The 24668-nt window shown below is 53.7% G+C and carries 25 protein-coding genes, 4 tRNA genes and 1 rRNA gene; all 30 read right to left on the bottom strand.

Translation table 11 applies throughout. From position 1 onward, the window contains the following. Positions 1-2 precede the first annotated feature (2 nt). Positions 3-194 carry a 50S ribosomal protein L29 gene (rpmC, locus tag ACP7BO_RS00150; RefSeq protein ID WP_003444371.1) on the bottom strand — a complete coding sequence of 64 codons (192 nt, stop codon included), beginning with the start codon at positions 192-194 and terminating at the stop codon, positions 3-5. Beyond that, on the bottom strand, positions 194-607 hold the full coding sequence (gene rplP / locus ACP7BO_RS00145) for a 50S ribosomal protein L16 (RefSeq protein WP_003444372.1): 414 nt from the start codon (positions 605-607) through the stop codon (positions 194-196). Before rplP ends, rpmC begins: the two co-directional genes overlap by 1 nt. A 12-nt stretch (positions 608-619) precedes the next feature. Continuing rightward, positions 620-1306 carry a 30S ribosomal protein S3 gene (rpsC, locus tag ACP7BO_RS00140; protein ID WP_003176422.1) on the bottom strand — a complete coding sequence of 229 codons (687 nt, stop codon included), beginning with the start codon at positions 1304-1306 and terminating at the stop codon, positions 620-622. A gap of 13 nt (positions 1307-1319) precedes the next feature. Beyond that, entirely contained in the window at positions 1320-1652 is a 333-nt protein-coding gene (gene rplV, locus ACP7BO_RS00135) for a 50S ribosomal protein L22 (RefSeq protein WP_003444373.1), read from the bottom strand. A gap of 13 nt (positions 1653-1665) precedes the next feature. Further along, positions 1666-1941: a 30S ribosomal protein S19 gene (rpsS, locus tag ACP7BO_RS00130; protein ID WP_003232420.1), complete on the bottom strand. Its 276-nt coding sequence runs from the start codon at positions 1939-1941 to the stop codon at positions 1666-1668. A gap of 16 nt (positions 1942-1957) precedes the next feature. Further along, the gene (gene rplB / locus ACP7BO_RS00125) at positions 1958-2782 is read right to left on the bottom strand and encodes a 50S ribosomal protein L2 (protein WP_003444374.1); all 825 of its coding nucleotides are present in this window, start codon (positions 2780-2782) and stop codon (positions 1958-1960) included. 14 nt (positions 2783-2796) lie between these two features. Continuing rightward, positions 2797-3096 (bottom strand): 50S ribosomal protein L23, encoded by a 300-nt coding sequence (gene rplW, locus ACP7BO_RS00120; protein WP_003444375.1) that lies wholly within the window; start codon positions 3094-3096, stop codon positions 2797-2799. Then, positions 3093-3695 (bottom strand): 50S ribosomal protein L4, encoded by a 603-nt coding sequence (gene rplD / locus ACP7BO_RS00115; protein ID WP_003444376.1) that lies wholly within the window; start codon positions 3693-3695, stop codon positions 3093-3095. The genes rplW and rplD overlap by 4 nt, the downstream gene beginning before the upstream one ends. Before the next feature lie 12 nt (positions 3696-3707). Further along, positions 3708-4343, bottom strand: coding sequence for a 50S ribosomal protein L3 (gene rplC, locus ACP7BO_RS00110; RefSeq protein WP_003444377.1), 636 nt, complete (start codon positions 4341-4343; stop codon positions 3708-3710). An 81-nt stretch (positions 4344-4424) separates the two neighbouring features. Further along, positions 4425-4736 (bottom strand): 30S ribosomal protein S10, encoded by a 312-nt coding sequence (rpsJ, locus tag ACP7BO_RS00105; protein WP_003186070.1) that lies wholly within the window; start codon positions 4734-4736, stop codon positions 4425-4427. Positions 4737-4879: 143 nt separating this feature from the next. Then, on the bottom strand, positions 4880-6073 hold the full coding sequence (tuf, locus tag ACP7BO_RS00100; protein ID WP_003444379.1) for an elongation factor Tu: 1194 nt from the start codon (positions 6071-6073) through the stop codon (positions 4880-4882). A 35-nt stretch (positions 6074-6108) separates the two neighbouring features. Then, positions 6109-8214, bottom strand: a complete 2106-nt coding sequence (gene fusA, locus ACP7BO_RS00095) for an elongation factor G (RefSeq protein WP_060696756.1) — start codon at positions 8212-8214, stop codon at positions 6109-6111. A gap of 30 nt (positions 8215-8244) precedes the next feature. After that, positions 8245-8715: a 30S ribosomal protein S7 gene (gene rpsG, locus ACP7BO_RS00090; protein ID WP_019824369.1), complete on the bottom strand. Its 471-nt coding sequence runs from the start codon at positions 8713-8715 to the stop codon at positions 8245-8247. Positions 8716-8838: 123 nt separating this feature from the next. Continuing rightward, entirely contained in the window at positions 8839-9210 is a 372-nt protein-coding gene (gene rpsL, locus ACP7BO_RS00085) for a 30S ribosomal protein S12 (protein WP_002555494.1), read from the bottom strand. A 216-nt stretch (positions 9211-9426) separates the two neighbouring features. After that, on the bottom strand, positions 9427-13626 hold the full coding sequence (gene rpoC, locus ACP7BO_RS00080) for a DNA-directed RNA polymerase subunit beta' (protein ID WP_060696755.1): 4200 nt from the start codon (positions 13624-13626) through the stop codon (positions 9427-9429). Between the two features lie 64 nt (positions 13627-13690). After that, entirely contained in the window at positions 13691-17764 is a 4074-nt protein-coding gene (gene rpoB, locus ACP7BO_RS00075) for a DNA-directed RNA polymerase subunit beta (protein ID WP_060696754.1), read from the bottom strand. A gap of 220 nt (positions 17765-17984) precedes the next feature. Further along, a complete protein-coding gene (gene rplL / locus ACP7BO_RS00070; protein ID WP_060696753.1) occupies positions 17985-18350 on the bottom strand; it encodes a 50S ribosomal protein L7/L12 in 366 nt (121 codons plus the stop codon). 80 nt (positions 18351-18430) lie between these two features. Beyond that, entirely contained in the window at positions 18431-18931 is a 501-nt protein-coding gene (rplJ, locus tag ACP7BO_RS00065) for a 50S ribosomal protein L10 (RefSeq protein ID WP_003444392.1), read from the bottom strand. Between the two features lie 195 nt (positions 18932-19126). Further along, positions 19127-19822, bottom strand: a complete 696-nt coding sequence (rplA, locus tag ACP7BO_RS00060; RefSeq protein WP_003444394.1) for a 50S ribosomal protein L1 — start codon at positions 19820-19822, stop codon at positions 19127-19129. Next, positions 19822-20253, bottom strand: a complete 432-nt coding sequence (gene rplK / locus ACP7BO_RS00055) for a 50S ribosomal protein L11 (RefSeq protein ID WP_008008888.1) — start codon at positions 20251-20253, stop codon at positions 19822-19824. Before rplK ends, rplA begins: the two co-directional genes overlap by 1 nt. Before the next feature lie 116 nt (positions 20254-20369). After that, on the bottom strand, positions 20370-20903 hold the full coding sequence (gene nusG / locus ACP7BO_RS00050; protein WP_003444397.1) for a transcription termination/antitermination protein NusG: 534 nt from the start codon (positions 20901-20903) through the stop codon (positions 20370-20372). A 9-nt stretch (positions 20904-20912) separates the two neighbouring features. Next, complete coding sequence (secE, locus tag ACP7BO_RS00045; RefSeq protein WP_003444399.1) at positions 20913-21281, bottom strand: preprotein translocase subunit SecE; 369 nt, start codon at positions 21279-21281, stop codon at positions 20913-20915. Positions 21282-21326: 45 nt separating this feature from the next. Beyond that, positions 21327-21402 (bottom strand) — tRNA-Trp (locus ACP7BO_RS00040). Between the two features lie 247 nt (positions 21403-21649). Further along, positions 21650-21725: transfer RNA gene (locus ACP7BO_RS00035), tRNA-Thr, on the bottom strand. Between the two features lie 26 nt (positions 21726-21751). After that, positions 21752-21825 (bottom strand) — tRNA-Gly (locus ACP7BO_RS00030). Positions 21826-21850: 25 nt separating this feature from the next. Further along, a tRNA-Tyr gene (locus ACP7BO_RS00025) sits at positions 21851-21935 on the bottom strand. A 110-nt stretch (positions 21936-22045) separates the two neighbouring features. Beyond that, positions 22046-22522, bottom strand: a complete 477-nt coding sequence (locus ACP7BO_RS00020) for a hypothetical protein (protein ID WP_397455623.1) — start codon at positions 22520-22522, stop codon at positions 22046-22048. Between the two features lie 7 nt (positions 22523-22529). Next, the gene (locus ACP7BO_RS00015) at positions 22530-23273 is read right to left on the bottom strand and encodes a pantothenate kinase (protein WP_397455621.1); all 744 of its coding nucleotides are present in this window, start codon (positions 23271-23273) and stop codon (positions 22530-22532) included. Next, entirely contained in the window at positions 23263-24210 is a 948-nt protein-coding gene (birA, locus tag ACP7BO_RS00010; protein ID WP_397455620.1) for a bifunctional biotin--[acetyl-CoA-carboxylase] ligase/biotin operon repressor BirA, read from the bottom strand. Before birA ends, ACP7BO_RS00015 begins: the two co-directional genes overlap by 11 nt. A 190-nt stretch (positions 24211-24400) precedes the next feature. Then, positions 24401-24516 (bottom strand): 5S ribosomal RNA (rrf, locus tag ACP7BO_RS00005). Positions 24517-24668: the final 152 nt, after the last annotated feature.

Genomic DNA, 24668 nt, shown 5'->3' with positions numbered 1-24668 from the left:
GATTACTTACCTGCCTGCTGTTTGAGCACAGTCTTCACGCGAGCGATGTCACGCTTAACTTGCGAGAGCAGATGCGACTGCCCCAACTGGCCAGTTGCTTTCTGCATGCGCAGATTGAACTGGTCGCGCAGCAAGCCGAGCAGTTGCTCGTTCAGCTGCTGTGCGGATTTTTCACGAAGTTCATTCGCTTTCATCACATCACCGTCCGTTTAACAAAGGAGGTGGCGAGCGGCAGCTTTGCAGCAGCCAGGGCGAAAGCCTCACGCGCCAGCTCTTCAGTAACACCCTCGATTTCATACAGGACTTTGCCTGGCTGAATCTGGGCAACCCAATATTCCACGTTACCCTTACCTTTACCCATCCGAACTTCGAGTGGCTTTTTGGTTACAGGCTTGTCCGGGAATACACGGATCCAGATCTTACCGCCACGCTTAACGTGACGGGTCAGTGCACGACGCGCTGATTCGATCTGACGAGCGGTGAGACGACCACGAGCAACAGACTTCAGCGCATACTCGCCGAAGCTGACTTTGCTACCGCGCAATGCCAAGCCACGGTTGTGGCCTGTCATCTGCTTGCGGAACTTCGTACGCTTAGGTTGTAACATTTGGCGTACCCCTTACTTAGCAGCTTTTTTACGAGGCGCTGGTGCTTGTGGCTTCAGTTCTTCTTGGCGACCACCAATTACTTCGCCTTTGAAGATCCAAACCTTTACACCGATCACACCGTAAGTGGTGTGAGCTTCGTAGTTGGCATAGTCGATGTCGGCACGCAGGGTGTGCAGTGGCACACGACCTTCGCGATACCATTCAGTACGTGCGATTTCAGCACCGCCGAGACGACCGCTCACTTGGATTTTGATGCCTTTGGCACCAATGCGCATAGCGTTCTGTACAGCGCGTTTCATCGCGCGACGGAACATTACACGACGCTCCAGCTGCTGAGCTACGCTCTGCGCAACCAGCATACCGTCGAGTTCCGGCTTGCGGATCTCTTCGATATTGATGTGCACAGGCACACCCATTTGCTTGGTCAGGTCCTGACGCAGTTTCTCAACATCTTCACCTTTCTTCCCGATAACGATACCAGGACGAGCAGTGTGGATGGTGATACGTGCAGTCTGAGCCGGACGATGGATATCGATACGGCTTACGGACGCGCTTTTTAGTTTGTCTTGGAGGTATTCACGCACCTTCAGATCAGCGAACAAATAGTCCGCATAAGTCCGGCCGTCTGCGTACCAGACGGAGGTGTGCTCCTTGACGATTCCCAGGCGAATGCCAATGGGATGTACTTTCTGACCCATCTCTTCGACTCCGTTACTTGTCAGCAACCTTGACAGTGATATGGCAAGACCGCTTGACGATGCGATCAGCGCGGCCTTTGGCACGCGGCATGATGCGCTTCAGCGAACGCCCTTCGTTGACGAAAACGGTAGCGACTTTAAGGTCGTCAACGTCTGCGCCTTCGTTATGCTCGGCGTTGGCTACGGCCGACTCCAGCACTTTCTTGATGATCTCGGCGGCTTTCTTGTTGCTGAAAGCCAACAGGTTGAGCGCTTCGCCCACCTTCTTCCCGCGGATCTGGTCGGCGACCAAGCGGGCTTTCTGGGCGGAGATTCGAGCGCCCGACAACTTAGCGGCTACTTCCATCGTTCCTTACCCCTTAACGCTTGGCTTTCTTGTCTGCCACGTGCCCACGATAAGTGCGGGTACCGGCAAACTCGCCTAGTTTATGGCCAACCATGTCTTCGTTCACAAGAACTGGGACATGAAGACGACCGTTATGCACAGCGATGGTCAGACCGACCATTTGTGGCAGGATCATAGAACGGCGCGACCAGGTTTTCACCGGTTTGCGATCGTTCTTTTCCGCCGCCACTTCGATCTTCTTCAGTAGGTGAAGATCAATAAAAGGACCTTTTTTCAGAGAACGTGGCACTGTCGTATCCCTCTATTTACTTGCGACGACGGACGATCATTTTGTCGGTACGCTTATTACCACGAGTCTTCGCGCCCTTAGTCGGGAAGCCCCATGGCGATACCGGATGACGACCACCAGAGGTACGACCTTCACCACCACCATGTGGGTGGTCAACCGGGTTCATGGCAACACCACGAACGGTTGGGCGAACGCCACGCCAGCGTTTGGCACCAGCTTTACCCAGGGAACGCAGGCTGTGCTCGGAGTTCGAGACTTCGCCAAGCGTTGCACGGCATTCAGCCAATACTTTACGCATTTCACCAGAGCGCAGACGCAGGGTCACATAGACACCATCACGAGCTACCAGCTGAGCCGAAGCACCAGCGGAACGTGCGATTTGCGCGCCTTTACCCGGCTTCAATTCGATGCCGTGTACGGTGCTACCAACTGGAATGTTGCGCAGTTGCAGAGCGTTGCCCGGCTTGATCGGTGCCAAAGCACCTGCGATCAGCTGGTCACCAGCACTCACGCCTTTAGGGGCGATGATGTAACGGCGCTCGCCGTCTGCGTACAACATAAGAGCAATGTGAGCAGTACGGTTTGGATCGTATTCGATACGCTCAACAGTGGCTGGAATGCCATCTTTGTCGTTGCGACGGAAGTCGACCAAACGATAATGCTGCTTATGACCACCACCGATGTGACGCGTGGTAATACGGCCATTGTTGTTACGACCACCAGTCTTCGATTTCTTCTCGAGCAGCGGTGCGTGAGGAGCGCCTTTATGCAGCTCCTGGTTGACCACCTTGACCACATGACGGCGGCCAGGGGAAGTCGGTTTGCATTTAACGATTGCCATGATGCACCCCTTCCTTACTCAGCACTGCTGCTGAAATCGAGATCTTGGCCTGGCTGAAGGGAGATTACTGCCTTCTTCCAGTCATTACGCTTGCCCACGCCGCGAGCGGTGCGCTTGCTTTTACCCAGAACATTCAGGGTAGTAACACGCTCAACTTTCACGCTGAACAGGCTTTCGACGGCCTTCTTGATTTCCAGCTTGGTTGCATCAGTAGCAACCTTGAAAACGAACTGGCCTTTCTTGTCTGCCAGAACCGTAGCCTTCTCGGAAACGTGCGGGCCAAGCAGAACTTTAAATACGCGTTCCTGGTTCATCCCAGCAGCTCCTCGAATTTCTTCACGGCCGACACGGTGATCAACACCTTGTCGTATGCGATCAGACTAACTGGATCGGAACCTTGCACGTCACGTACATCAACGTGTGGCAGGTTACGAGCAGCCAGGTACAGGTTCTGATCAACAACTTCGGACACGATCAGGACGTCTGTCAGACCCATGCCATTCAGTTTGTTCAGCAGATCTTTGGTCTTCGGTGCTTCAACTGCGAAGTCCTGAACCACGATCAGACGATCAGTACGAACCAGTTCAGCAAGGATGGAACGCATTGCTGCGCGATACATCTTCTTGTTGAGCTTCTGAGAGTGATCCTGTGGACGAGCTGCGAAAGTGGTACCGCCGCCACGCCAGATTGGGCTACGGATAGTACCGGCACGAGCACGGCCAGTACCTTTCTGACGCCATGGGCGCTTACCGCCACCACGAACGTCGGAACGGGTCTTTTGCTGCTTGCTACCTTGACGGCCGCCGGCCATGTAGGCCACGACTGCTTGGTGAACCAGCGTCTCGTTGAACTCGCCGCCAAATGTCAGTTCGGAAACTTCGATCGCTTGAGCGTCATTTACGTTTAATTGCATGTCAGCTTCCCCTTAACCGCGAGCCTTGGCCGCCGGACGTACAACCAGGTTGCCGCCAGTAGCGCCAGGAACAGCACCTTTGACCAACAACAGATTGCGTTCAGCGTCGACGCGCACTACTTCGAGGGACTGCACGGTCACGCGCTCAGCGCCCATATGACCGGACATTTTTTTGCCCTTGAATACACGACCAGGAGTCTGGCACTGGCCAATAGAGCCCGGGACGCGGTGGGAAACGGAGTTACCGTGAGTGTTATCTTGGCCACGGAAATTCCAACGCTTGATCGTACCCTGGAAGCCTTTACCTTTGGACTGACCGGTCACATCGACCATCTGACCTGCGGTGAAGATTTCAGCGTTGATCAGATCGCCTGCCTGGTACTCGCCTTCTTCAAGGCGGAATTCCATTACGGTACGACCAGCTGCAACGTTTGCTTTAGCGAAGTGACCCGCTTGAGCAGCAGTTACACGCGAAGCGCGACGCTCGCCGACAGTGACTTGCACTGCACGATAGCCATCGGTTTCTTCAGTTTTGAACTGGGTGACGCGATTCGGTTCGATCTCAATGACCGTGACCGGAATGGAGACACCTTCTTCGGTGAAAATACGGGTCATACCGCATTTACGACCGACTACACCAATAGTCATGTTGTAAACCTCATGAGTGTACGGGGCTTTCACCCGCTATGGCCGCCCATTTCAGAGCGTTACACGACTAAGACCCAAGTCTTAGCCGAGGCTGATCTGCACTTCCACACCGGCCGCAAGATCAAGCTTCATAAGTGCATCAACGGTTTTATCCGTTGGCTGGACGATGTCCAGTACGCGCTTATGAGTACGGATCTCGTACTGGTCACGCGCGTCTTTGTTGACGTGCGGGGAGACCAGAACGGTGAACCGCTCTTTACGGGTAGGCAGTGGAATTGGACCACGCACTTGAGCACCAGTACGTTTCGCGGTTTCCACGATTTCCTGGGTTGATTGGTCGATCAGGCGATGGTCAAAAGCCTTCAACCTGATACGGATTTGCTGATTTTGCATTGGATTTCAGACTCCAGATTGCTATTCCCACCGAGCGCAATACGCCCGTTAAAAGGAGGCGCAATTCTATAGACGACCCCAGTAGGTGTCAACTCAATAAAAAAAGCCCCCGCTGAGCGGGGGCTTTTTCAGGCAATCATCACTTACGCGATGATTTTGGCAACAACGCCAGCGCCAACGGTACGACCGCCTTCACGGATTGCGAAACGCAGACCGTCTTCCATTGCGATGGTTTTGATCAGGGTGACAACCATTTTGATGTTGTCGCCTGGCATTACCATTTCAACGCCTTCCGGCAGTTCGCAGTTACCGGTCACGTCAGTGGTCCGGAAGTAGAACTGTGGACGGTAGCCTTTGAAGAACGGAGTGTGACGACCGCCTTCTTCTTTGCTCAACACATACACTTCAGCCTCGAAGGTAGTGTGCGGCTTAACCGAACCCGGCTTAACCAGAACCTGGCCACGCTCTACGTCGTCACGCTTGGTGCCGCGCAGCAGCACGCCGCAGTTCTCGCCAGCACGACCTTCGTCGAGCAGCTTACGGAACATTTCAACGCCGGTGCAGGTAGTAACAGTAGTGTCACGCAGACCAACGATTTCCAGCGGATCTTGAACGCGAACGATACCGCGCTCGATACGACCGGTTACAACAGTACCGCGACCCGAAATCGAGAATACGTCTTCGATTGGCATCAGGAACGGCTTGTCGATAACACGAACTGGATCCGGAATGTAAGTATCCAGAGTTTCAACCAGTTTACGAACGGCAGTGGTGCCCATTTCGTTGTCGTCTTTGCCTTCCAGCGCCATACGAGCAGAACCGATGATGATCGGAGTGTCGTCGCCCGGGAAGTCGTAAGTGCTCAGCAGATCGCGCACTTCCATCTCAACCAGTTCCAGCAGCTCAGCGTCGTCTACCAGGTCAGCCTTGTTCAGGAAGACCACGATGTACGGAACGCCAACCTGACGGGACAGCAGGATGTGCTCACGAGTTTGTGGCATCGGACCATCAGCGGCCGAACAAACCAGGATCGCGCCGTCCATCTGGGCAGCACCGGTGATCATGTTCTTCACATAGTCAGCGTGACCTGGGCAGTCAACGTGAGCGTAGTGACGGATCAGCGAGTTGTATTCAACGTGCGCAGTGTTGATGGTGATACCACGAGCTTTTTCTTCTGGCGCGCTGTCGATTTTATCGAAATCAACGATGGCCGAACCGAAAATCTCGGAGCAAACACGAGTCAGAGCTGCGGTCAGCGTGGTTTTACCATGGTCAACGTGACCGATAGTGCCAACGTTGACGTGCGGTAGGGAACGATCAAATTTTTCTTTAGCCACGACAATTAACTCCTTGCCTAAAGGACTGAACTAAATCAGCCTTGTTTTTTAGTAACAGCTTCGACGATGTGCGACGGAGCTGTATCGTATTTTTTGAATTCCATAGAGTAGCTTGCGCGACCCTGAGACATGGAACGAACGTCGGTCGCATAACCGAACATTTCACCCAACGGAACTTCAGCACGAATTACTTTGCCGGAGACCGTATCTTCCATACCCTGGATCATGCCGCGACGACGATTCAAGTCGCCCATCACGTCACCCATATAGTCTTCAGGTGTAACAACCTCTACCGCCATGATCGGCTCAAGCAACTCACCACCGCCTTTGGAGGCCAGTTGCTTGGTAGCCATGGAAGCAGCCACCTTAAACGCCATCTCGTTGGAGTCGACGTCGTGGTAAGAACCATCAAACACGGTAGCCTTCAGGCCGATCAGCGGATAGCCGGCAACAACACCGTTCTTCATCTGCTCTTCGATACCCTTCTGGATAGCCGGGATGTATTCCTTAGGAACCACACCACCTACCACTTCGTTCACGAATTGCAGACCTTCCTGACCTTCGTCAGCAGGAGCAAAACGGATCCAGCAGTGACCAAACTGGCCACGACCGCCGGACTGACGAACGAACTTGCCTTCGATCTCACAGCTCTTCGTGATGCGCTCACGATACGAAACCTGAGGCTTACCGATGTTGGCTTCGACGTTGAACTCACGGCGCATCCGGTCAACCAGGATGTCCAAGTGCAGCTCGCCCATGCCAGAAATGATCGTTTGACCAGTTTCTTCATCAGTTTTTACGCGGAAAGATGGATCTTCCTGAGCAAGTTTGCCCAGAGCGACACCCATTTTTTCCTGGTCATCTTTGGTCTTTGGCTCAACGGCAACCGAAATAACCGGCTCCGGGAAGTCCATACGAACCAGGATGATTGGCTTGTCAGCGTTGCACAAGGTTTCACCAGTGGTGACGTCCTTCATGCCGATCAAGGCCGCGATGTCACCAGCGCGCACTTCCTTGATTTCTTCACGGGCGTTTGCGTGCATTTGCACCATACGACCCACACGCTCTTTCTTGCCTTTAACCGAGTTGATTACGCCGTCGCCGGAGTTCAACACGCCCGAGTAAACTCGAACGAAGGTCAAGGTACCCACGAATGGGTCGGTAGCGATCTTGAACGCCAGAGCCGAGAACGGCTCGCTGTCGTCTGCATGACGCTCCAGCTCGATAGACTCGTCATCCGGGTCAGTACCCTTGATGGCTGGAATATCGGTTGGTGCTGGCAGGAAGTCGATAACGGCGTCGAGAACCAGGGGAACACCCTTGTTCTTGAAGGAAGAACCGCAAACAGCCAAAACGATCTCACCAGCGATAGTACGCTGACGCAGAGCAGCCTTGATTTCTTCGATGGTGAATTCTTCACCTTCGAGGTACTTGTTCATCAGCTCTTCATTGGCTTCGGCCGCAGCCTGAACCATGTTGTCGCGCCATTCGTCAGCAAGATCTTTCAGCTCAGCTGGAATCTCTTTGCGAACTGGAACCATACCTTTGTCAGCATCGTTCCAGTACACAGCTTCCATGTTGATCAGATCGATCTGACCCTGGAAGTTGTCTTCGGAACCGATGGCCAACTGGATTGGAACCGGAGTGTGACCAAGACGCTTCTTGATCTGCTCAATCACGCGCAGGAAGTTCGCACCGGCACGGTCCATCTTGTTTACATAAACAAGACGCGGAACGCCGTACTTGTTGGCTTGACGCCATACGGTTTCCGACTGAGGTTCAACACCCGAAGTACCGCAGAACACAACAACCGCGCCATCGAGTACACGCAGGGAACGTTCAACTTCAATAGTGAAGTCAACGTGGCCCGGGGTATCGATTACGTTGAAGCGATGCTCGTCTTTGTACTGCTTGGCAGAACCTTTCCAGAAGGCGGTAATAGCAGCAGAAGTAATGGTAATACCACGCTCCTGCTCCTGAACCATCCAGTCTGTGGTCGCGGCGCCATCATGCACCTCGCCCATCTTGTGACTTTTGCCAGTGTAAAAAAGGACGCGCTCGGTGGTGGTGGTTTTACCAGCATCCACGTGAGCAACGATACCAATGTTACGGTAGCGGTTAATCGGTGTAGTACGAGCCATAAAGCCCTCGCAAAATGAGTAGCGCTGAAATTAGAAGCGGTAGTGCGAGAAAGCTTTGTTAGCTTCAGCCATACGGTGCACGTCTTCACGCTTCTTAACTGCTGCGCCCTTGCCTTCAGCAGCATCCAACAGTTCGCCAGCCAAGCGCAGAGCCATAGACTTCTCGCCGCGCTTGCGGGCGAAGTCTACCAACCAGCGCATTGCCAGGGCGTTACGACGGGACGGGCGAACTTCGACCGGAACCTGGTAAGTAGCACCGCCTACACGGCGCGACTTCACTTCGACCAGCGGAGCGATGGCGTCGAGAGCTTTCTCGAAGATTTCCAGGGGATCGCTGTTCTTGCGTTCTTTAACCTTTTCCAGCGCGCCATAAACGATACGCTCGGCAACGGCTTTTTTGCCGCTTTCCATCACGTGGTTCATGAACTTGGCCAGGATTTGGCTTCCGTATTTTGGATCGTCAAGCACATCGCGCTTGGCTGCTACGCGTCTTCTTGGCATGGATAAGCCCTCAAACGGTCTTCAGGTTAGCTCGGAACCATTACACCCAGAGGATGCACGTCCGACCTTACTCTTATCGACTCAGAAAAAAAGAAATCTGCATTATTTACAAGCGACCGAAAACTACTTCGGCTTCTTGGTACCGTACTTCGAACGACCCTGGTTACGACCTTTAACACCGGAAGTATCCAAAGAACCGCGAACGGTGTGATAACGAACACCTGGCAAGTCTTTTACACGACCGCCACGAATCAGTACCACGCTGTGTTCTTGCAGGTTGTGACCTTCACCACCGATGTACGAGGAAACCTCGAAACCGTTGGTCAGGCGCACACGGCATACTTTACGCAGTGCCGAGTTAGGTTTTTTCGGCGTAGTTGTATACACACGGGTGCATACGCCACGACGTTGCGGGCAGTTTTGCAGCGCAGGCACGTCGGATTTCTCGACGATACGCTTACGCGGCTGACGTACCAGCTGGTTGATAGTTGCCATCTACTAGCTCCACTGTTGTCTTGCGACGCTATTGTCTTGCAAGAAAAGCAAAATGGCAGGAACGAATTCCCGCCAAATTTAGGGGTACAAGAGTCTAAAGAGGATCTTGTCCCCAGTCAAGGCAAGGCCCCGACCTTCCCACTCATCTAACCAAGACAAAATGTCTCGATTCGATGAACGGAACGGCCGGGGCCCACCCTTCAATTAGCTCAGAACTCAGTTACCGCTCGAGTTCAGTGCTTCGGTCAGTGCAGCTTCCACTTCACTGGCGCTTACGCGCAACGGTTTGTCAGCCTCACGACGACGCTTGCGCTCGCTGTGGTATGCCAGACCGGTACCAGCCGGGATCAAACGACCCACGACCACGTTTTCTTTCAGGCCACGCAGGTAATCGCGCTTGCCGGTTACCGCTGCTTCGGTCAGTACGCGGGTAGTCTCTTGGAAAGAGGCCGCGGAGATGAACGACTCAGTCGACAACGACGCCTTGGTGATACCCAACAGAACGCGAGTGAACTTGGACACGAATTTATCTTCGTTGCCCAGGCGCTCGTTCTCGACCAGTACATGCGTCAACTCCATCTGGTCGCCCTTGATGAAGGTGGAATCGCCAGACTCGGCAATCTCAACTTTACGCAGCATCTGACGAAGAATCGTCTCGATGTGCTTATCGTTGATTTTTACGCCTTGCAGACGGTAAACGTCTTGAATTTCGTTAACGATGTACTTGGCCAACGCACTCACGCCCAGCAAACGCAGGATGTCGTGTGGATCGCTCGGACCGTCGGAGATAACTTCGCCGCGGTTCACTTGTTCGCCTTCGAAGACGTTCAGGTGACGCCACTTTGGAATCAGCTCTTCGTACGGATCAGTACCGTCGTTCGGAGTAATGACCAGACGGCGCTTGCCTTTGGTCTCTTTACCGAACGCGATGGTGCCGCTGACTTCAGCCAGAATCGAGGCTTCTTTCGGACGACGCGCTTCGAACAAGTCAGCAACCCGTGGCAGACCACCGGTGATGTCTCGAGTTTTCGAAGTTTCTTGCGGAATACGAGCGATAACGTCACCGATCGCGATTTCCGCACCATCCGCTACACCGACCAAGGCGTTCGCCGGCAGGAAGTACTGAGCCGGTACGTCGGTACCTGGCAACAGCAGATCCTTGCCATCAACACCAACCATCTTGACGGCTGGACGAATGTCCTTACCGGCAGCTGGACGGTCTTTGGCATCAAGCACTTCAATGTTGGTCATACCGGTCAATTCGTCAGTCTGACGCTTGATCGTGATGCCTTCTTCCATGCCCACGTAGGTCACGGTACCTTTCATTTCGGTAACGATTGGGTGAGTGTGCGGATCCCACTTGGCTACGATAGAGCCAGCGTCGACCTTGTCACCTTCTTTAACCGAAATCACGGCACCGTACGGCAGCTTGTAGCGCTCGCGCTCACGACCGTAGTCATCAGCGATTGCCAGCTCACCGGAACGGGATACTGCTACCAGGCAACCATCTACCCGCTCAACGTGCTTCAGGTTGTGCAGACGGACAGTGCCGCCATTCTTCACCTGAACGCTGTCAGCAGCAGAGGTCCGGCTAGCCGCACCACCGATGTGGAACGTACGCATGGTCAGCTGTGTACCCGGCTCACCGATCGACTGGGCAGCGATTACGCCGACAGCTTCACCGATGTTCACCTGGTGACCACGGGCCAGATCGCGACCGTAGCACTTGGCACAGATACCGAAGCGTGTTTCGCAACTGATTGGCGAGCGTACGATTACTTCGTCGATGCTGTTCAGCTCGATGAATTCAACCCACTTCTCGTCGACCAGGGTGCCAGCAGGAACGATGATTTCATCGGTACCCGGCTTGAATACGTCACGGGCGATTACTCGACCCAGTACGCGCTCACCCAACGGCTCAACAACGTCACCGCCTTCAATGTGCGGAGTCATCAGCAGACCGTGTTCGGTCCCGCAGTCGACTTCAGTCACAACCAGATCCTGCGCAACGTCTACCAGACGACGCGTCAAGTAACCGGAGTTAGCAGTTTTCAAGGCGGTATCCGCCAGACCCTTACGAGCACCGTGAGTAGAGATGAAGTACTGAAGTACGCTCAAACCTTCACGGAAGTTCGCAGTAATCGGCGTTTCAATGATGGAGCCATCCGGCTTGGCCATCAGACCACGCATACCGGCCAGCTGACGGATCTGCGCCGCAGAACCCCGTGCGCCGGAGTCGGCCATCATGTACATCGAGTTGAACGACTCTTGCTCAACCTCAACGCCGTGACGGTCAATAACCTTCTCTTTCGAGAGGTTCGACATCATTGCCTTGGAGACTTCGTCGTTAGCTTTCGACCAAAGGTCGATTACTTTGTTGTACTTCTCGCCCTGTGTTACCAGGCCCGAGGCGTACTGACTTTCGATCTCTTTCACTTCATCGGTTGCAGCCGCGATGATGCGGGCTTTTTCATCAGGGATAACGAAGTCGTTAACACCGATGGAAACGCCGGAAATGGTCGAGTAAGCAAAACCGGTGTACATCAACTGGTCAGCGAAAATCACGGTCTCTTTCAAACCAACCACGCGGTAGCACTGGTTGATCAGTTTGGAGATCGCCTTTTTCTTCATCGGCAGGTTGACGACATCGTACGACAGACCTTTAGGCACAACCTGGAACAACAGCGCACGGCCGACAGTAGTGTCGACGATACGGGTGCCGCTCACGCTGCCACCATCACGGTCATTGACGGTTTCGTTGATCCGCACTTTAACCTTGGCATGCAGTGCGGCTTCGCCGGCACGGAATACACGGTCAACTTCTTGCAGATCCGCGAATACACGACCTTCGCCCTTGGCGTTGATCGCTTCACGAGTCATGTAGTACAGACCCAATACAACGTCCTGCGACGGAACGATGATTGGCTCACCGTTGGCTGGCGACAGAATGTTGTTGGTCGACATCATCAACGCACGCGCTTCCAGCTGGGCTTCCAGTGTCAGCGGTACGTGCACGGCCATTTGGTCGCCGTCGAAGTCAGCGTTGTACGCAGCACAGACCAACGGGTGCAGCTGGATAGCCTTACCTTCGATCAGTACCGGTTCAAACGCCTGGATACCCAGACGGTGAAGGGTCGGTGCACGGTTGAGGAGAACCGGGTGTTCGCGAATTACTTCTGCGAGAACGTCCCAAACCTCTGGCAATTCGCGCTCAACCATTTTCTTGGCTGCTTTGATGGTGGTCGCGAGACCGCGCATTTCAAGCTTGCCGAAGATGAACGGCTTAAACAGCTCGAGAGCCATTTTTTTCGGCAGACCGCACTGGTGCAGACGCAGGGTCGGACCTACGGTAATTACCGAACGACCCGAGTAGTCAACACGCTTACCGAGCAAGTTCTGACGGAAACGACCCTGCTTACCCTTGATCATGTCAGCCAGGGATTTCAGAGGACGCTTGTTGGAACCGGTGATAGCGCGGCCACGACGGCCGTTGTCGAGCAATGCGTCGACCGCTTCTTGCAACATACGCTTTTCGTTACGCACGATGATGTCCGGAGCGGACAGATCAAGCAGGCGCTTCAAGCGGTTGTTACGGTTGATCACTCGACGATACAGATCGTTGAGGTCGGAAGTCGCGAAACGACCACCATCCAGCGGAACCAAAGGACGCAGATCTGGCGGCAGAACCGGCAGAACGGTCAGCACCATCCACTCAGGAAGGTTGCCGGAGCCCAGGAAGGCTTCCATCAACTTCAGGCGCTTGGACAGTTTCTTGATTTTGGTTTCGGAGTTGGTTTGCGGAATTTCTTCGCGCAGACGGCCAATCTCGTGTTCCAGATCGATAGCGTGCAGCAGTTCACGGACAGCTTCAGCACCCATACGGGCATCAAAGTCGTCGCCGAACTCTTCCAGCGCTTCGAAGTACTGCTCATCGTTCAGCAGCTGACCTTTCTCAAGAGTGGTCATGCCCGGATCAATAACGACATAGCTCTCGAAGTAGAGAACGCGTTCGATATCACGCAGGGTCATGTCCATCAGCAAACCGATACGGGACGGCAGCGATTTCAGGAACCAGATGTGAGCAACCGGCGATGCCAGTTCGATGTGAGCCATGCGCTCGCGACGGACCTTGGCCAGAGCGACTTCAACGCCACACTTCTCACAGATCACACCGCGGTGCTTCAAGCGCTTGTACTTACCGCACAGGCACTCGTAATCCTTAACCGGGCCAAAGATTTTGGCGCAGAACAGGCCGTCACGCTCAGGCTTGAACGTACGGTAGTTGATGGTTTCCGGTTTTTTAACTTCACCGAACGACCACGAACGGATCATCTCAGGCGATGCCAATCCAATACGGATGGCGTCGAACTCTTCGACTTGACCCTGGTTTTTCAGCAAATTCAGTAGGTCTTTCAAGGCCTTTCCTCCTGGCGGAGCAGAGAGCGGGCAATACCGCCCCGCTCTCGATTCACGTCACGTGTTATTCGGTTTCCAGATCGATATCGATGCCGAGGGAACGAATTTCTTTGATCAACACGTTAAAGGACTCGGGCATGCCCGGCTCCATACGGTGATCGCCGTCCACGATGTTTTTGTACATCTTGGTACGACCGTTCACATCATCCGACTTCACTGTGAGCATTTCTTGCAGAGTGTATGCCGCGCCGTATGCTTCCAGCGCCCAAACCTCCATCTCCCCGAAACGCTGACCACCGAACTGTGCCTTACCACCCAGCGGCTGCTGGGTAACCAAGCTGTAAGAACCGGTAGAACGAGCGTGCATCTTGTCGTCTACCAAGTGGTTCAGCTTCAGCATGTACATGTAGCCAACAGTAACCGGACGTTCAAACTGGTTGCCGGTACGGCCGTCAGTCAGCGTCATCTGGCCGCTGTCCGGCAGATCTGCCAGGCGCAACATTGCCTTGATTTCGCTTTCCTTGGCACCGTCGAACACCGGGGTAGCCATCGGCACACCGCCACGAAGGTTCTTCGCCAGATCCAGGATTTCCTGGTCGGAGAAGTCATCCAGGCTTTCTTGACGACCGCCAATCTCGTTGTAGATCTCATGCAGGAACTTGCGCAGGTCAGCAACCTTGCGCTGCTCTTCAATCATGAGGTTGATCTTCTCGCCCAAACCTTTGGCTGCGAGGCCCAGGTGAGTTTCGAGAATCTGACCAACGTTCATACGCGAAGGTACGCCCAACGGGTTGAGGACCACATCGACCGGGGTGCCATTGGCATCGTACGGCATGTCTTCAACCGGCATGATCACGGAGACCACACCTTTGTTACCGTGACGACCAGCCATCTTGTCACCCGGCTGGATGCGACGACGGATTGCCAGGTAAACCTTGACGATTTTCAGCACGCCCGGAGCCAGGTCATCGCCCTGCTGCAGTTTGCGCTTCTTGTCTTCGAACTTGTCGTCCAGCAGACGACGGCGATCGATGATGTAAGCCTGGGCTTTTTCAAGCTGCTCGTTCAGAGCATCTTCAGCCATGCGCAGTTTGAACCACTGACCATGCTCAAGACCGTCCAGGATTTCATTGGTGATTTCCTGACCTTTCTTCAGACCGGCTCCACCTTCGGCTATACGGCCAACCAGTGCAGAGCGCAGACGTTCAAAAGTGGCGCCTTCAACGATACGGAACTCTTCGTTCAGATCCTTGCGGATCTCGTCCAGCTGAGTCTTCTCGATCGACAGGGCACGAGCATCACGCTCAACGCCATCGCGAGTGAAGACCTGCACGTCGATGACAGTACCTTTGGTACCGGTAGGTACGCGCAGGGAGGTGTCTTTAACGTCGCTGGCTTTTTCACCGAAGATTGCACGCAACAGCTTCTCTTCCGGAGTCAGCTGGGTCTCGCCTTTCGGAGTGACCTTACCTACCAGAATGTCGCCCGCGCCAACTTCAGCACCAACGTAAACGATACCGGCTTCGTCCAGTTTGTTCAGTGCAGCTTCACCCACGTTAGGGATGTCTGCAGTGATCTCTTCAGGCCCAAGCTTGGTGTCACGTGCCACACAGGTCAGTTCCTGGATGTGGATCGTGGTAAAGCGATCTTCTTGAACAACCCGTTCCGACAAGCAGATGGAGTCTTCGAAGTTGTAACCGTTCCAGGCCATGAACGCGATGCGCATGTTCTGACCCAAAGCCAGCTCACCCATATCGGTGGACGGACCATCGGCCATGATGTCGCTGCGCTGCACGCGATCACCCTTGCGAACCAGCGGACGCTGGTTAATGCAGGTGTTCTGGTTGGAGCGGGTGTATTTGGTCAAGTTGTAGATGTCGACACCGGCTTCGCCAGTTTCTACTTCGTCATCAGCAACACGTACCACGATACGGCTTGCATCAACGGAGTCGATCACGCCACCACGACGAGCCACGACGCAAACGCCGGAGTCACGGGCTACGTTACGCTCCATGCCGGTACCAACCAGCGGCTTGTCAGCGCGCAGGGTAGGTACAGCTTGACGCTGCATGTTCGAACCCATCAACGCACGGTTGGCGTCATCGTGCTCGAGGAACGGAATCAACGACGCTGCAACCGACACAACCTGCTTCGGCGAAACGTCCATCAGGGTGACGTCTTCCGGCGCCTTGACGGTGAATTCGTTCAAGTGACGAACAGCTACCAGTTCGTCGATCAGGACTTTCTTGTCGTTCATCGTGGCCGAAGCCTGAGCGATCACGTGATCGGCTTCTTCGATGGCGGACAGGAATACGATCTCGTCGGTGACCAAAGCGTCTTTCACCACGCGGTACGGGCTCTCAAGGAAGCCGTACTGGTTGGTGCGCGCATAGGCGGCCAGGGAGTTGATCAGACCGATGTTTGGACCTTCCGGCGTTTCAATCGGGCATACACGACCGTAGTGAGTCGGGTGTACGTCACGAACTTCAAAGCCTGCACGCTCACGCGTCAGACCGCCCGGGCCCAGTGCAGAAACACGGCGCTTGTGGGTGATCTCGGACAGAGGGTTGTTCTGGTCCATGAACTGCGAGAGCTGGCTGGAGCCGAAGAACTCTTTCACCGCCGCAGCCACTGGCTTGGCGTTGATCAGGTCTTGCGGCATCAGGCCTTCGCTTTCAGCCATCGACAGACGCTCTTTGACCGCACGCTCAACACGTACCAGGCCAACGCGGAACTGGTTTTCAGCCATTTCGCCTACACAGCGAACACGACGGTTACCCAGGTGGTCGATGTCATCGACGATGCCTTTACCGTTACGGATGTCGACCAGAGTCTTCAGTACCGCGACGATGTCTTCTTTGCACAACACGCCCGAACCTTCGATCTCGGTACGACCGATACGACGGTTGAACTTCATCCGGCCGACCGCAGACAGGTCATAGCGCTCAGGGCTGAAGAACAGGTTGTTGAACAGAGTCTCGGCAGCGTCTTTGGTTGGCGGCTCGCCTGGACGCATCATGCGATAGATCTCGACCAGCGCTTCCAATTGGTTGCTGGTGGAATCGATCTTCAGAGTGTCGGAGACGAACGGACCGCAGTCGATATCGTTGGTGTACAACGTTTCGATACGGACAACTTGGCTCTTGGCGATTTTCGCCAGAATCTCGGTGGTCAGCTCGGTGTTGCACTCAGCAATGATTTCGCCGGTAGCCGGATGCACGATAGCCTTGGCCGTTGTGCGACCCAGGACATAGTCCAGAGGCATAACGAGCTCTTTGATACCGGCTTTTTCCAGCTGGTTGATATGACGAGCAGTGATACGACGACCCTGCTCAACAATCACCTTGCCTTTGTCATCGGTAATATCGATGGCCGCGATCTCACCGCGCAGGCGATGAGGTACCAGTTCCAGGCTAATGCTTTCGCCCTGAACGTGGAATACGTTGGTGGTGTAGAACGCGTCCAGCACCTGCTCAGTCGTATAACCCAGCGCGCGCAGCAATACCGATGCAGGCAGCTTGCGACGACGGTCAATACGTACGAACACGCAGTCTTTCGGATCGAACTCAAAGTCCAACCACGAACCACGGTAAGGAATGATACGCGCGGAATAAAGCAGTTTACCGGAGCTATGCGTCTTGCCACGGTCGTGGTCAAAGAACACGCCCGGGGAACGGTGCAACTGGGAAACAATTACACGCTCGGTGCCATTGATTACAAAGGTACCGTTCTCAGTCATCAGGGGGATTTCACCCATGTAGACTTCTTGCTCTTTGATGTCCTTGATCGCTTTGTTCGACGATTCTTTGTCGAAAATGATCAAACGAACTTTTACCCGCAAAGGTACGGCGTAAGTTACACCGCGCAACACGCATTCTTTAACATCAAATGCCGGCTCGCCCAAGCGATAACCGACGTACTCCAGCGCAGCATTGCCGGAGTAGCTGATGATCGGGAAAACGGATTTGAAGGCCGCATGCAGGCCCACGTCGCGGAACTGATCTTTAGTCGCTCCCGCCTGCAAGAATTCACGATACGAATCCAGCTGGATTGCCAAGAGATACGGCACATCCATGACGTCCGGCAACTTGCTAAAGTCCTTGCGGATACGTTTTTTCTCAGTATATGAGTAAGCCATCAGCGTTCCCCAGCTTGGTCACCTGCTTGTTTGGCCTCTCCCGACGGGAGCAGCCAGAAAATCGTGCAAACCCCTTGGTTTGCTCCACCGCACAGGGTGGTTACAGCACGTTAAAGACGCCGACCCAGTCGGCAGCCAATAACGGAAAAAGGCCGGTGGCAAGAGCCACCAGCCATCAGCCTTCTGCTTAACGCTTGGGCTGGAGACGCAAGGTCGAGGCTTACTTCAGCTCGACTTTAGCGCCTGCTTCTTCCAAGGTAGCCTTGGCTTTGTCAGCTGCGTCTTTCGCAACAGCTTCCAGAACAACGCTAGGAGCGCTGTCTACTACTGCCTTGGCTTCTTTCAAGCCCAGACCAGTCAGCTCGCGAACAGCCTTGATCACGTTAACTTTCTTCTCGCCAGCTTCCAGCAGCATGACGTTGAATTCAGTTTGCTCTTCAACAACAGCAGCGGCAGCAGCAGGACCAGCAGAAGCAGCAGCAGCGGAAACGCCGAATGCTTCTTCCATTGCCTTGATCAGCTCAACGATTTCCAGAACGGATTTCGAACCGATTGCGTCGATGATTTCTTGAGTAGTCAGAGACATGACTATAAATTCCTGTATTGGGGTGACAGCCTAGGCGGCTATCGAAATAAACAATAAACGCTGAAAGGAGTAGCTCAGCCTTAGGCTGCAGCAGCTTCTTTCTGGTCGCGAAGTGCCGCCAGAGTACGAGCCAATTTGCTGGTAGCGCCTTGAATCACGCTCATCAGCTGAGAAATTGCTTCGTCACGGGTCGGCAGACTTGCCAGTACGTCGATCTGATTAGCTGCGAGGAACTTGCCCTCGAACGCAGCTGCCTTGATCTCGAACTTATCCTGACCTTTAGCGAACTCTTTGAACAAACGGGCAGCAGCACCTGGATGTTCGTTGGAGAAAGCGATCAAGGTCGGGCCGGTGAACACGTCGTTGAGAACACTGTATTCAGTGTCAGCAACAGCGCGCTTGAGCAGGGTGTTACGTACAACGCGTACGTAAACGCCAGCTTCACGAGCCTCTTTACGGAGTCCGGTCATAGCGCCTACTGTCACACCGCGGGCATCAGCCACAACAGCAGACAGGGCAACTTTGGCAGCCTCGTTGACTTCAGCGACGATGGCCTTCTTGTCTTCGAGTTTAATTGCCACGGGTTTAACTCCTGCTTGTTACCGTTTCATCTGACCTGAGTCGGATGTCGTTTTGGTGTCTGATTCGGTAAGGAACCGGGAGCACCATCTGCGTAGGCTTGAGGTTTAAGACTTTCGCCGCCTACGGTCTTGGATAGCCCCCGCCAGGCAGGGACCCCAATCTTTCATTGGCACGGCAAGCCGCGCCAATTTGTTTTACGCGTCCAGAGAACCCTGGTCGATGACCAGGCCCGGGCCCATAGTGGTGCTCAGGGTAACGCGCTTAACGTAAATACCTTTCGAGGAAGCTGGCTTGATACGCTTCAGATCAGCGATCAGTGCTTCAACGTTTTCCTTCAGCTTGACGGCATCAAAGCCGATCTTGCCAACGGAGGTGTGAATGATACCGTTTTTGTCAGTGCGATAACGAACCTGACCAGCTTTTGCGTTCTTAACCGCAGTAGCTACGTCTGGAGTTACAGTACCAACCTTAGGGTTAGGCATCAGACCACGTGGACCAAGGATCTGACCCAACTGACCTACAACACGCATTGCGTCCGGGGATGCAATAACTACGTCATAGTTCAGGTCGCCGCCTTTCATTTCGGCAGCCAGGTCGTCCATACCAACGCGATCAGCACCGGCAGCCAAAGCAGCCTCAGCAGCTGGACCTTGGGTGAACACAGCTACACGTACAGTCTTGCCAGTGCCGTGTGGCAGCACAGTAGCGCTACGAACAACCTGGTCAGATTTACGTGGGTCTACGCCCAGGTTAACAGCGATGTCAAAAGACTCGCTGAACTTGACGGTGGACAACTCAGCCAGCAAAGCAGCAGCGTCTACAAAGTTGTAAGACTTGCCAGCTTCAATTTTACCGGCGATTGCCTTTTGACGCTTAGTCAGCTTAGCCATTACACACCCTCCACGTTAAGGCCCATGCTACGAGCAGAACCGGCGATGGTACGCACGGCTGCTTCCATATCAGCTGCAGTCAGATCCGCGTTTTTGGTTTTCGCGATTTCTTCCAGCTGAGCACGGGTAACAGTGCCAACCTTAACGGTGTTTGGACGAGCGGAACCGCTAGTCAAACCGGCAGCCTTCTTCAGCAGAACCGAAGCAGGAGTCGATTTGGTTTCGAATGTGAAGCTACGGTCGCTGTAAACAGTGATGATCACTGGAGTCGGCAGACCTGGTTCAATACCCTGAGTACGGGCGTTGAAAGCCTTGCAGAATTCCATGATGTTCACACCGTGTTGACCCAATGCTGGGCCGACAGGTGGGCTTGGGTTGGCCTGAGCGGCCTTCACTTGCAGCTTGATGTAAGCGGTAATCTTCTTGGCCATGAGGCACTCCAATTACGGGTTCAGACGCCTAGAAAGGCTCCCCGGTTACTTGCGCGTTTATCCCAGTGACGACAAAACCCCACAGCCGAAGCCATGGGGTTGGGATTCGTGTCCAGTTAGACCTTTTCGACCTGGCTGAACTCTAGCTCTACCGGAGTAGAGCGACCGAAAATGAGCACTGCCACTTGGATGCGACTCTTTTCGTAGTTAACTTCTTCAACAGTGCCATTGAAATCAGCAAACGGGCCATCGGTGACGCGAACAACTTCACCTGGCTCGAACAGTGTTTTCGGCTTGGGCTTGTCGCTACCATCAGCAACGCGACGCAGAATTGCTTCTGCCTCTTTATCAGTGATCGGCGCCGGTTTATCAGCGGTACCACCAATGAAGCCCATTACGCGAGGGGTATCCTTGACTAAGTGCCAAGTCCCTTCGCTCATGTCCATTTGAACCAGCACGTATCCAGGGAAGAACTTGCGCTCGCTTTTGCGTTTCTGGCCATTACGCATTTCAACCACTTCTTCAGTGGGAACCAGAATTTCGCCGAAGCCTTCTTCCATGCCTGCCAGCTTAATACGCTCAATCAAAGAGCGCATAACATGCTTTTCGTAACCCGAATAAGCATGCACTACGTACCAACGCTTAGCCACGGGACACCCTTAGCCAACAATCAAGGAAACGAGCCAACCGAGCAGGGAATCTAAACCCCACAACAGCAACGCCATAACTAGAACAACAGCCACCACGATCAACGTGGTCTGCGTAGTTTCTTGGCGAGTTGGCCATACGACTTTACGAATCTCAGTACGAGCTTCCTTCACCAAGACAGAGAACGACTTGCCTTTTGCCGTCTGCAAACCCACATAGGCAGCAACAGCAGCAATCACAAGAAGTGCAATGACACGATACAGGATCGGCGAACCAGAATAATACTGATTCCCAACAACGCCAACCACCACAAGAGCAACCACTACAAGCCACTTGAGGAGATCGAAGCGAGAGCCTTGAACTTCAGCCTTGGGAGTCATCTAAGAGGATCCTGTGAAAAGAAAGCCAGACGCAATGAGCGAATCTGGCAGGTCAGGAGGGAATCGAACCCCCAACCTACGGTTTTGGAGACCGTCGCTCTGCCAATTGAGCTACTGACCTAAAACATTATCGAGCCGCGAATTATGCAGGCACGAGAGAGACTTTTCAACAACCAATGCAATTACTTTTGCCATAAAACCAGCCAAGCTGAGCATATGACCTTGTAAACAGCAGAATGCGAGCCGCCTACAACAGCAACACCAACCAGAGCAGCAACACCAAGCATCTGGCACTACCAGCAAACACTCCGGACAGGCTATGCACCTGTTAAAACAAAGGCAGATATTTTCATATCTGCCTTGTTATATGGAGCTCTTGAGCGGATTTGAACCGCTGACCTCACCCTTACCAAGGGTGTGCTCTACCAACTGAGCTACAAGAGCAAAACACATCGCAAAAACAGCGAGACTGGAGCGGGTGGCGGGAATCGAACCCGCATCATCAGCTTGGAAGGCTGAGGTTCTACCACTAAACTACACCCGCAAATCTTGCTATTCGAGCTTAAATATGGTGGAGGGGGAAGGATTCGAACCTTCGAAGTCGTAGACGTCAGATTTACAGTCTGATCCCTTTGGCCGCTCGGGAACCCCTCCTAAGCGAGGCAGAATTCTACATCATTCTACCCTTCTGTCAAGCGCTTTCTTCAATTAATTCATGAGGTTAGCATCTCGACTCACTTCACACTTCAAAGCCTGTTAGGCGTTCACTGTGGAGCGGGCGCCATTCTATGCAAAGAACCGGGCACCTGCAACCCCTCGCACTGCATTTTTTTGTGTTTTAACTCATTGAATTCATTGGCAAGGTCCTGCAGGAGCATTTCATTGATCCTGGAGCTGCTTTCAGGATCGATCTGAATCGCATATCCCACCAAATCCCCCGTATTGACATAAGCTCTCTGCGCCTGAATATCCATGTCGGCGAGCCTGCGCTGAATTCTGCGCAACTGGTCTTCACTGGAGATATTACCGAGATAGGTACACTCCACCCCCTCCAAATGATCAACAGGGACTACCCCAGCGGGGATTAAAGGCCGAGCCTCACTCAATAGTCGTATATCCTGCTGGCTGCCCTTGTATAGCGACAAGGAAACAACCTCCTTGACCCTTACAGGCGCCTCCTGCTGATGCCACACGTAATAGAAAACATTGAGAACAACCAGCAGCAGAAACAGCCAACGCATAAGAACCTCAGGAAAAGGGACAAGCTACAGCCAAGCCGACAAATACAAGATCCTGAATCAATCGTGCGCCTGGGACCATATCGTTCACCAGGGCAGCGTCACCTCCCGTGAGAAAAACCTCAAACTCTTTCCCCCAGTACTCTCGCGCCAATTCCAACTGAGTCAAAACGAAACCCCGCATCATCAACAAGCAGCCACGCTCTACGGCCTCTGCCGTTGTACGCCCCGGGGTCCGCAAAAGCAGCGCTTGCTCGGCGGAAAAATCGTCATATCTGATTCGTCGTGTGTGGGTGCGCAACTGATCACGCATCAGGGGCATTCCAGGGCAAATAAAGCCTCCCAGATGCTGCCCATCAACCGCTACAAAATCTGCCGTTACAGCCGTGCCAAAATCCAGAACCAGGCACGCACGTTTTGCCAATTCATAGCCGCCGACCAGAGCCAGCCAGCGGTCGAGGCCCAGGCGAGAAAAATCTTCGTAGCCATTGCTGACTCCCGAAACCGCTCTGGCGGGCTCGGCGCACATGACCCCAACCCCGAACGCCGAGGCGATACTTGCCACCAGCAGAGAGGTCTCTTCATCAGTACGCACACTGACCAGGCGACACTGCACGACATCCAGTGCTGGCACACATCGTACTGCTGCAATAAGTGCCGTATCGGAATCTACGACCCCTCCTCCAGCAATTTTTTCATCGTCGAGCACGCGCCACTTTATGAAGCTGTTACCACAATCCAGCTCAAGAATCATGGCGCAACCTCAAGCTGAGCTCGCCGCCACTGAAAACCTTCTCTTCGCCCTCGACACGCAAGCGAAGTGCACCCTGCTGATCAATACCAATTACCGTACCGTCCACTTGATGCACTCCAGCAATCAGCGACACTTCGCGCCCCTGCCACAAATGATTCATCTCCCATTCAGCCTGGATAGCCGCAAATCCAGACGATTCATGGCGTTTGAGATACGCGAGCAAACTCTCATTTAGACTCGATACGAGCGTATTGCGGTTTATTGCTTTGCCAGACTCCAGGAAGATGGATGTCCAAGCCTGATCGACCTCATTGGCGACCCGCATATTGGCATTGATACCAACACCAATGACTACGTGACACACATCGGCTGGATCACCGACTAACTCGAGCAAAATGCCAGCAATCTTCTTATTGCCGACCAGCACGTCATTCGGCCACTTAAGTCCAGCACCTTCCATACCCATCTCTCGAAGAGCACGCAAAACCGCCAACCCCACCACAAGACTAAGCCCTTCAAGCCGGCGCATACCGCCATCAATCCGAAGAACCAGACTGTAGTAAATATTCTCTGCGAACGGACTGATCCACTTGCGTCCCCGGCGCCCCCTGCCTGCAAGCTGTCGTTCCGCCAGAATTACAAAGGGAGCAACGGCACCGCGATCAATGGCACGCAAGGCCTCTGCGTTCGTTGAGTCCAAGGATTCATGTATAGCTACCGGAAAACAACTGCCAGCCACCTTATCTGACTCAAGAAGCTCCAGCGGAGCCGGCAACTGATAGCCACGACCACGAACCTTGTGAATGGACAGGTTCAATTCAGACTCCAGGTGCTGAAGCTGTTTCCACACAGCGCTACGGCTAACACCGAGCGCGGCCCCAAGCGCCTGCCCCGAATGAAATCGACCATCTTTGAGTAGTTTCAACAACGTCAGCATGCAAGTATCGCCTCACAATCAGGCACGCATAATAGCCATGAGTAGGGCTATTGCATAGAAAGCCTGCGGCCTGAACCCAGCCAAAGCGCACCTGTTATCGCATTTTTGTACGAGTTAAATCAGGAGCTTTTTTCTCGCCACAAAAACAAACCCCCTGTCTGCGTGAGCAGACAGGGGGTTTGGAATTTAATCTTGACGATGACCTACTCTCACATGGGGAAACCCCACACTACCATCGGCGATGCATCGTTTCACTACTGAGTTCGGGATGGGATCAGGTGGTTCCAATGCTCTATGGTCGTCAAGAAATTCGGTAGCCAGCGCGTTTACCTTGCGGTTAACGTTCCAGCGAATGGGTATGTAATAGATTTGTGTGTTACGCAAACTTTCGGTTTGTATCGTCTTCACACACCGCAACTTGCCAGCTCTTGTGTTCAAGAACGCAAATTGCTTGGGTG

Origin of the sequence: Pseudomonas sp. TWR2-1-1 (genome assembly GCF_049897045.1) — a bacterium.
Lineage (GTDB): Bacteria > Pseudomonadota > Gammaproteobacteria > Pseudomonadales > Pseudomonadaceae > Aquipseudomonas > Aquipseudomonas versuta.
The sequence above is the reverse complement of the archived record's forward strand: the minus strand, read 5'-3'. Positions and strand labels throughout refer to the sequence as shown.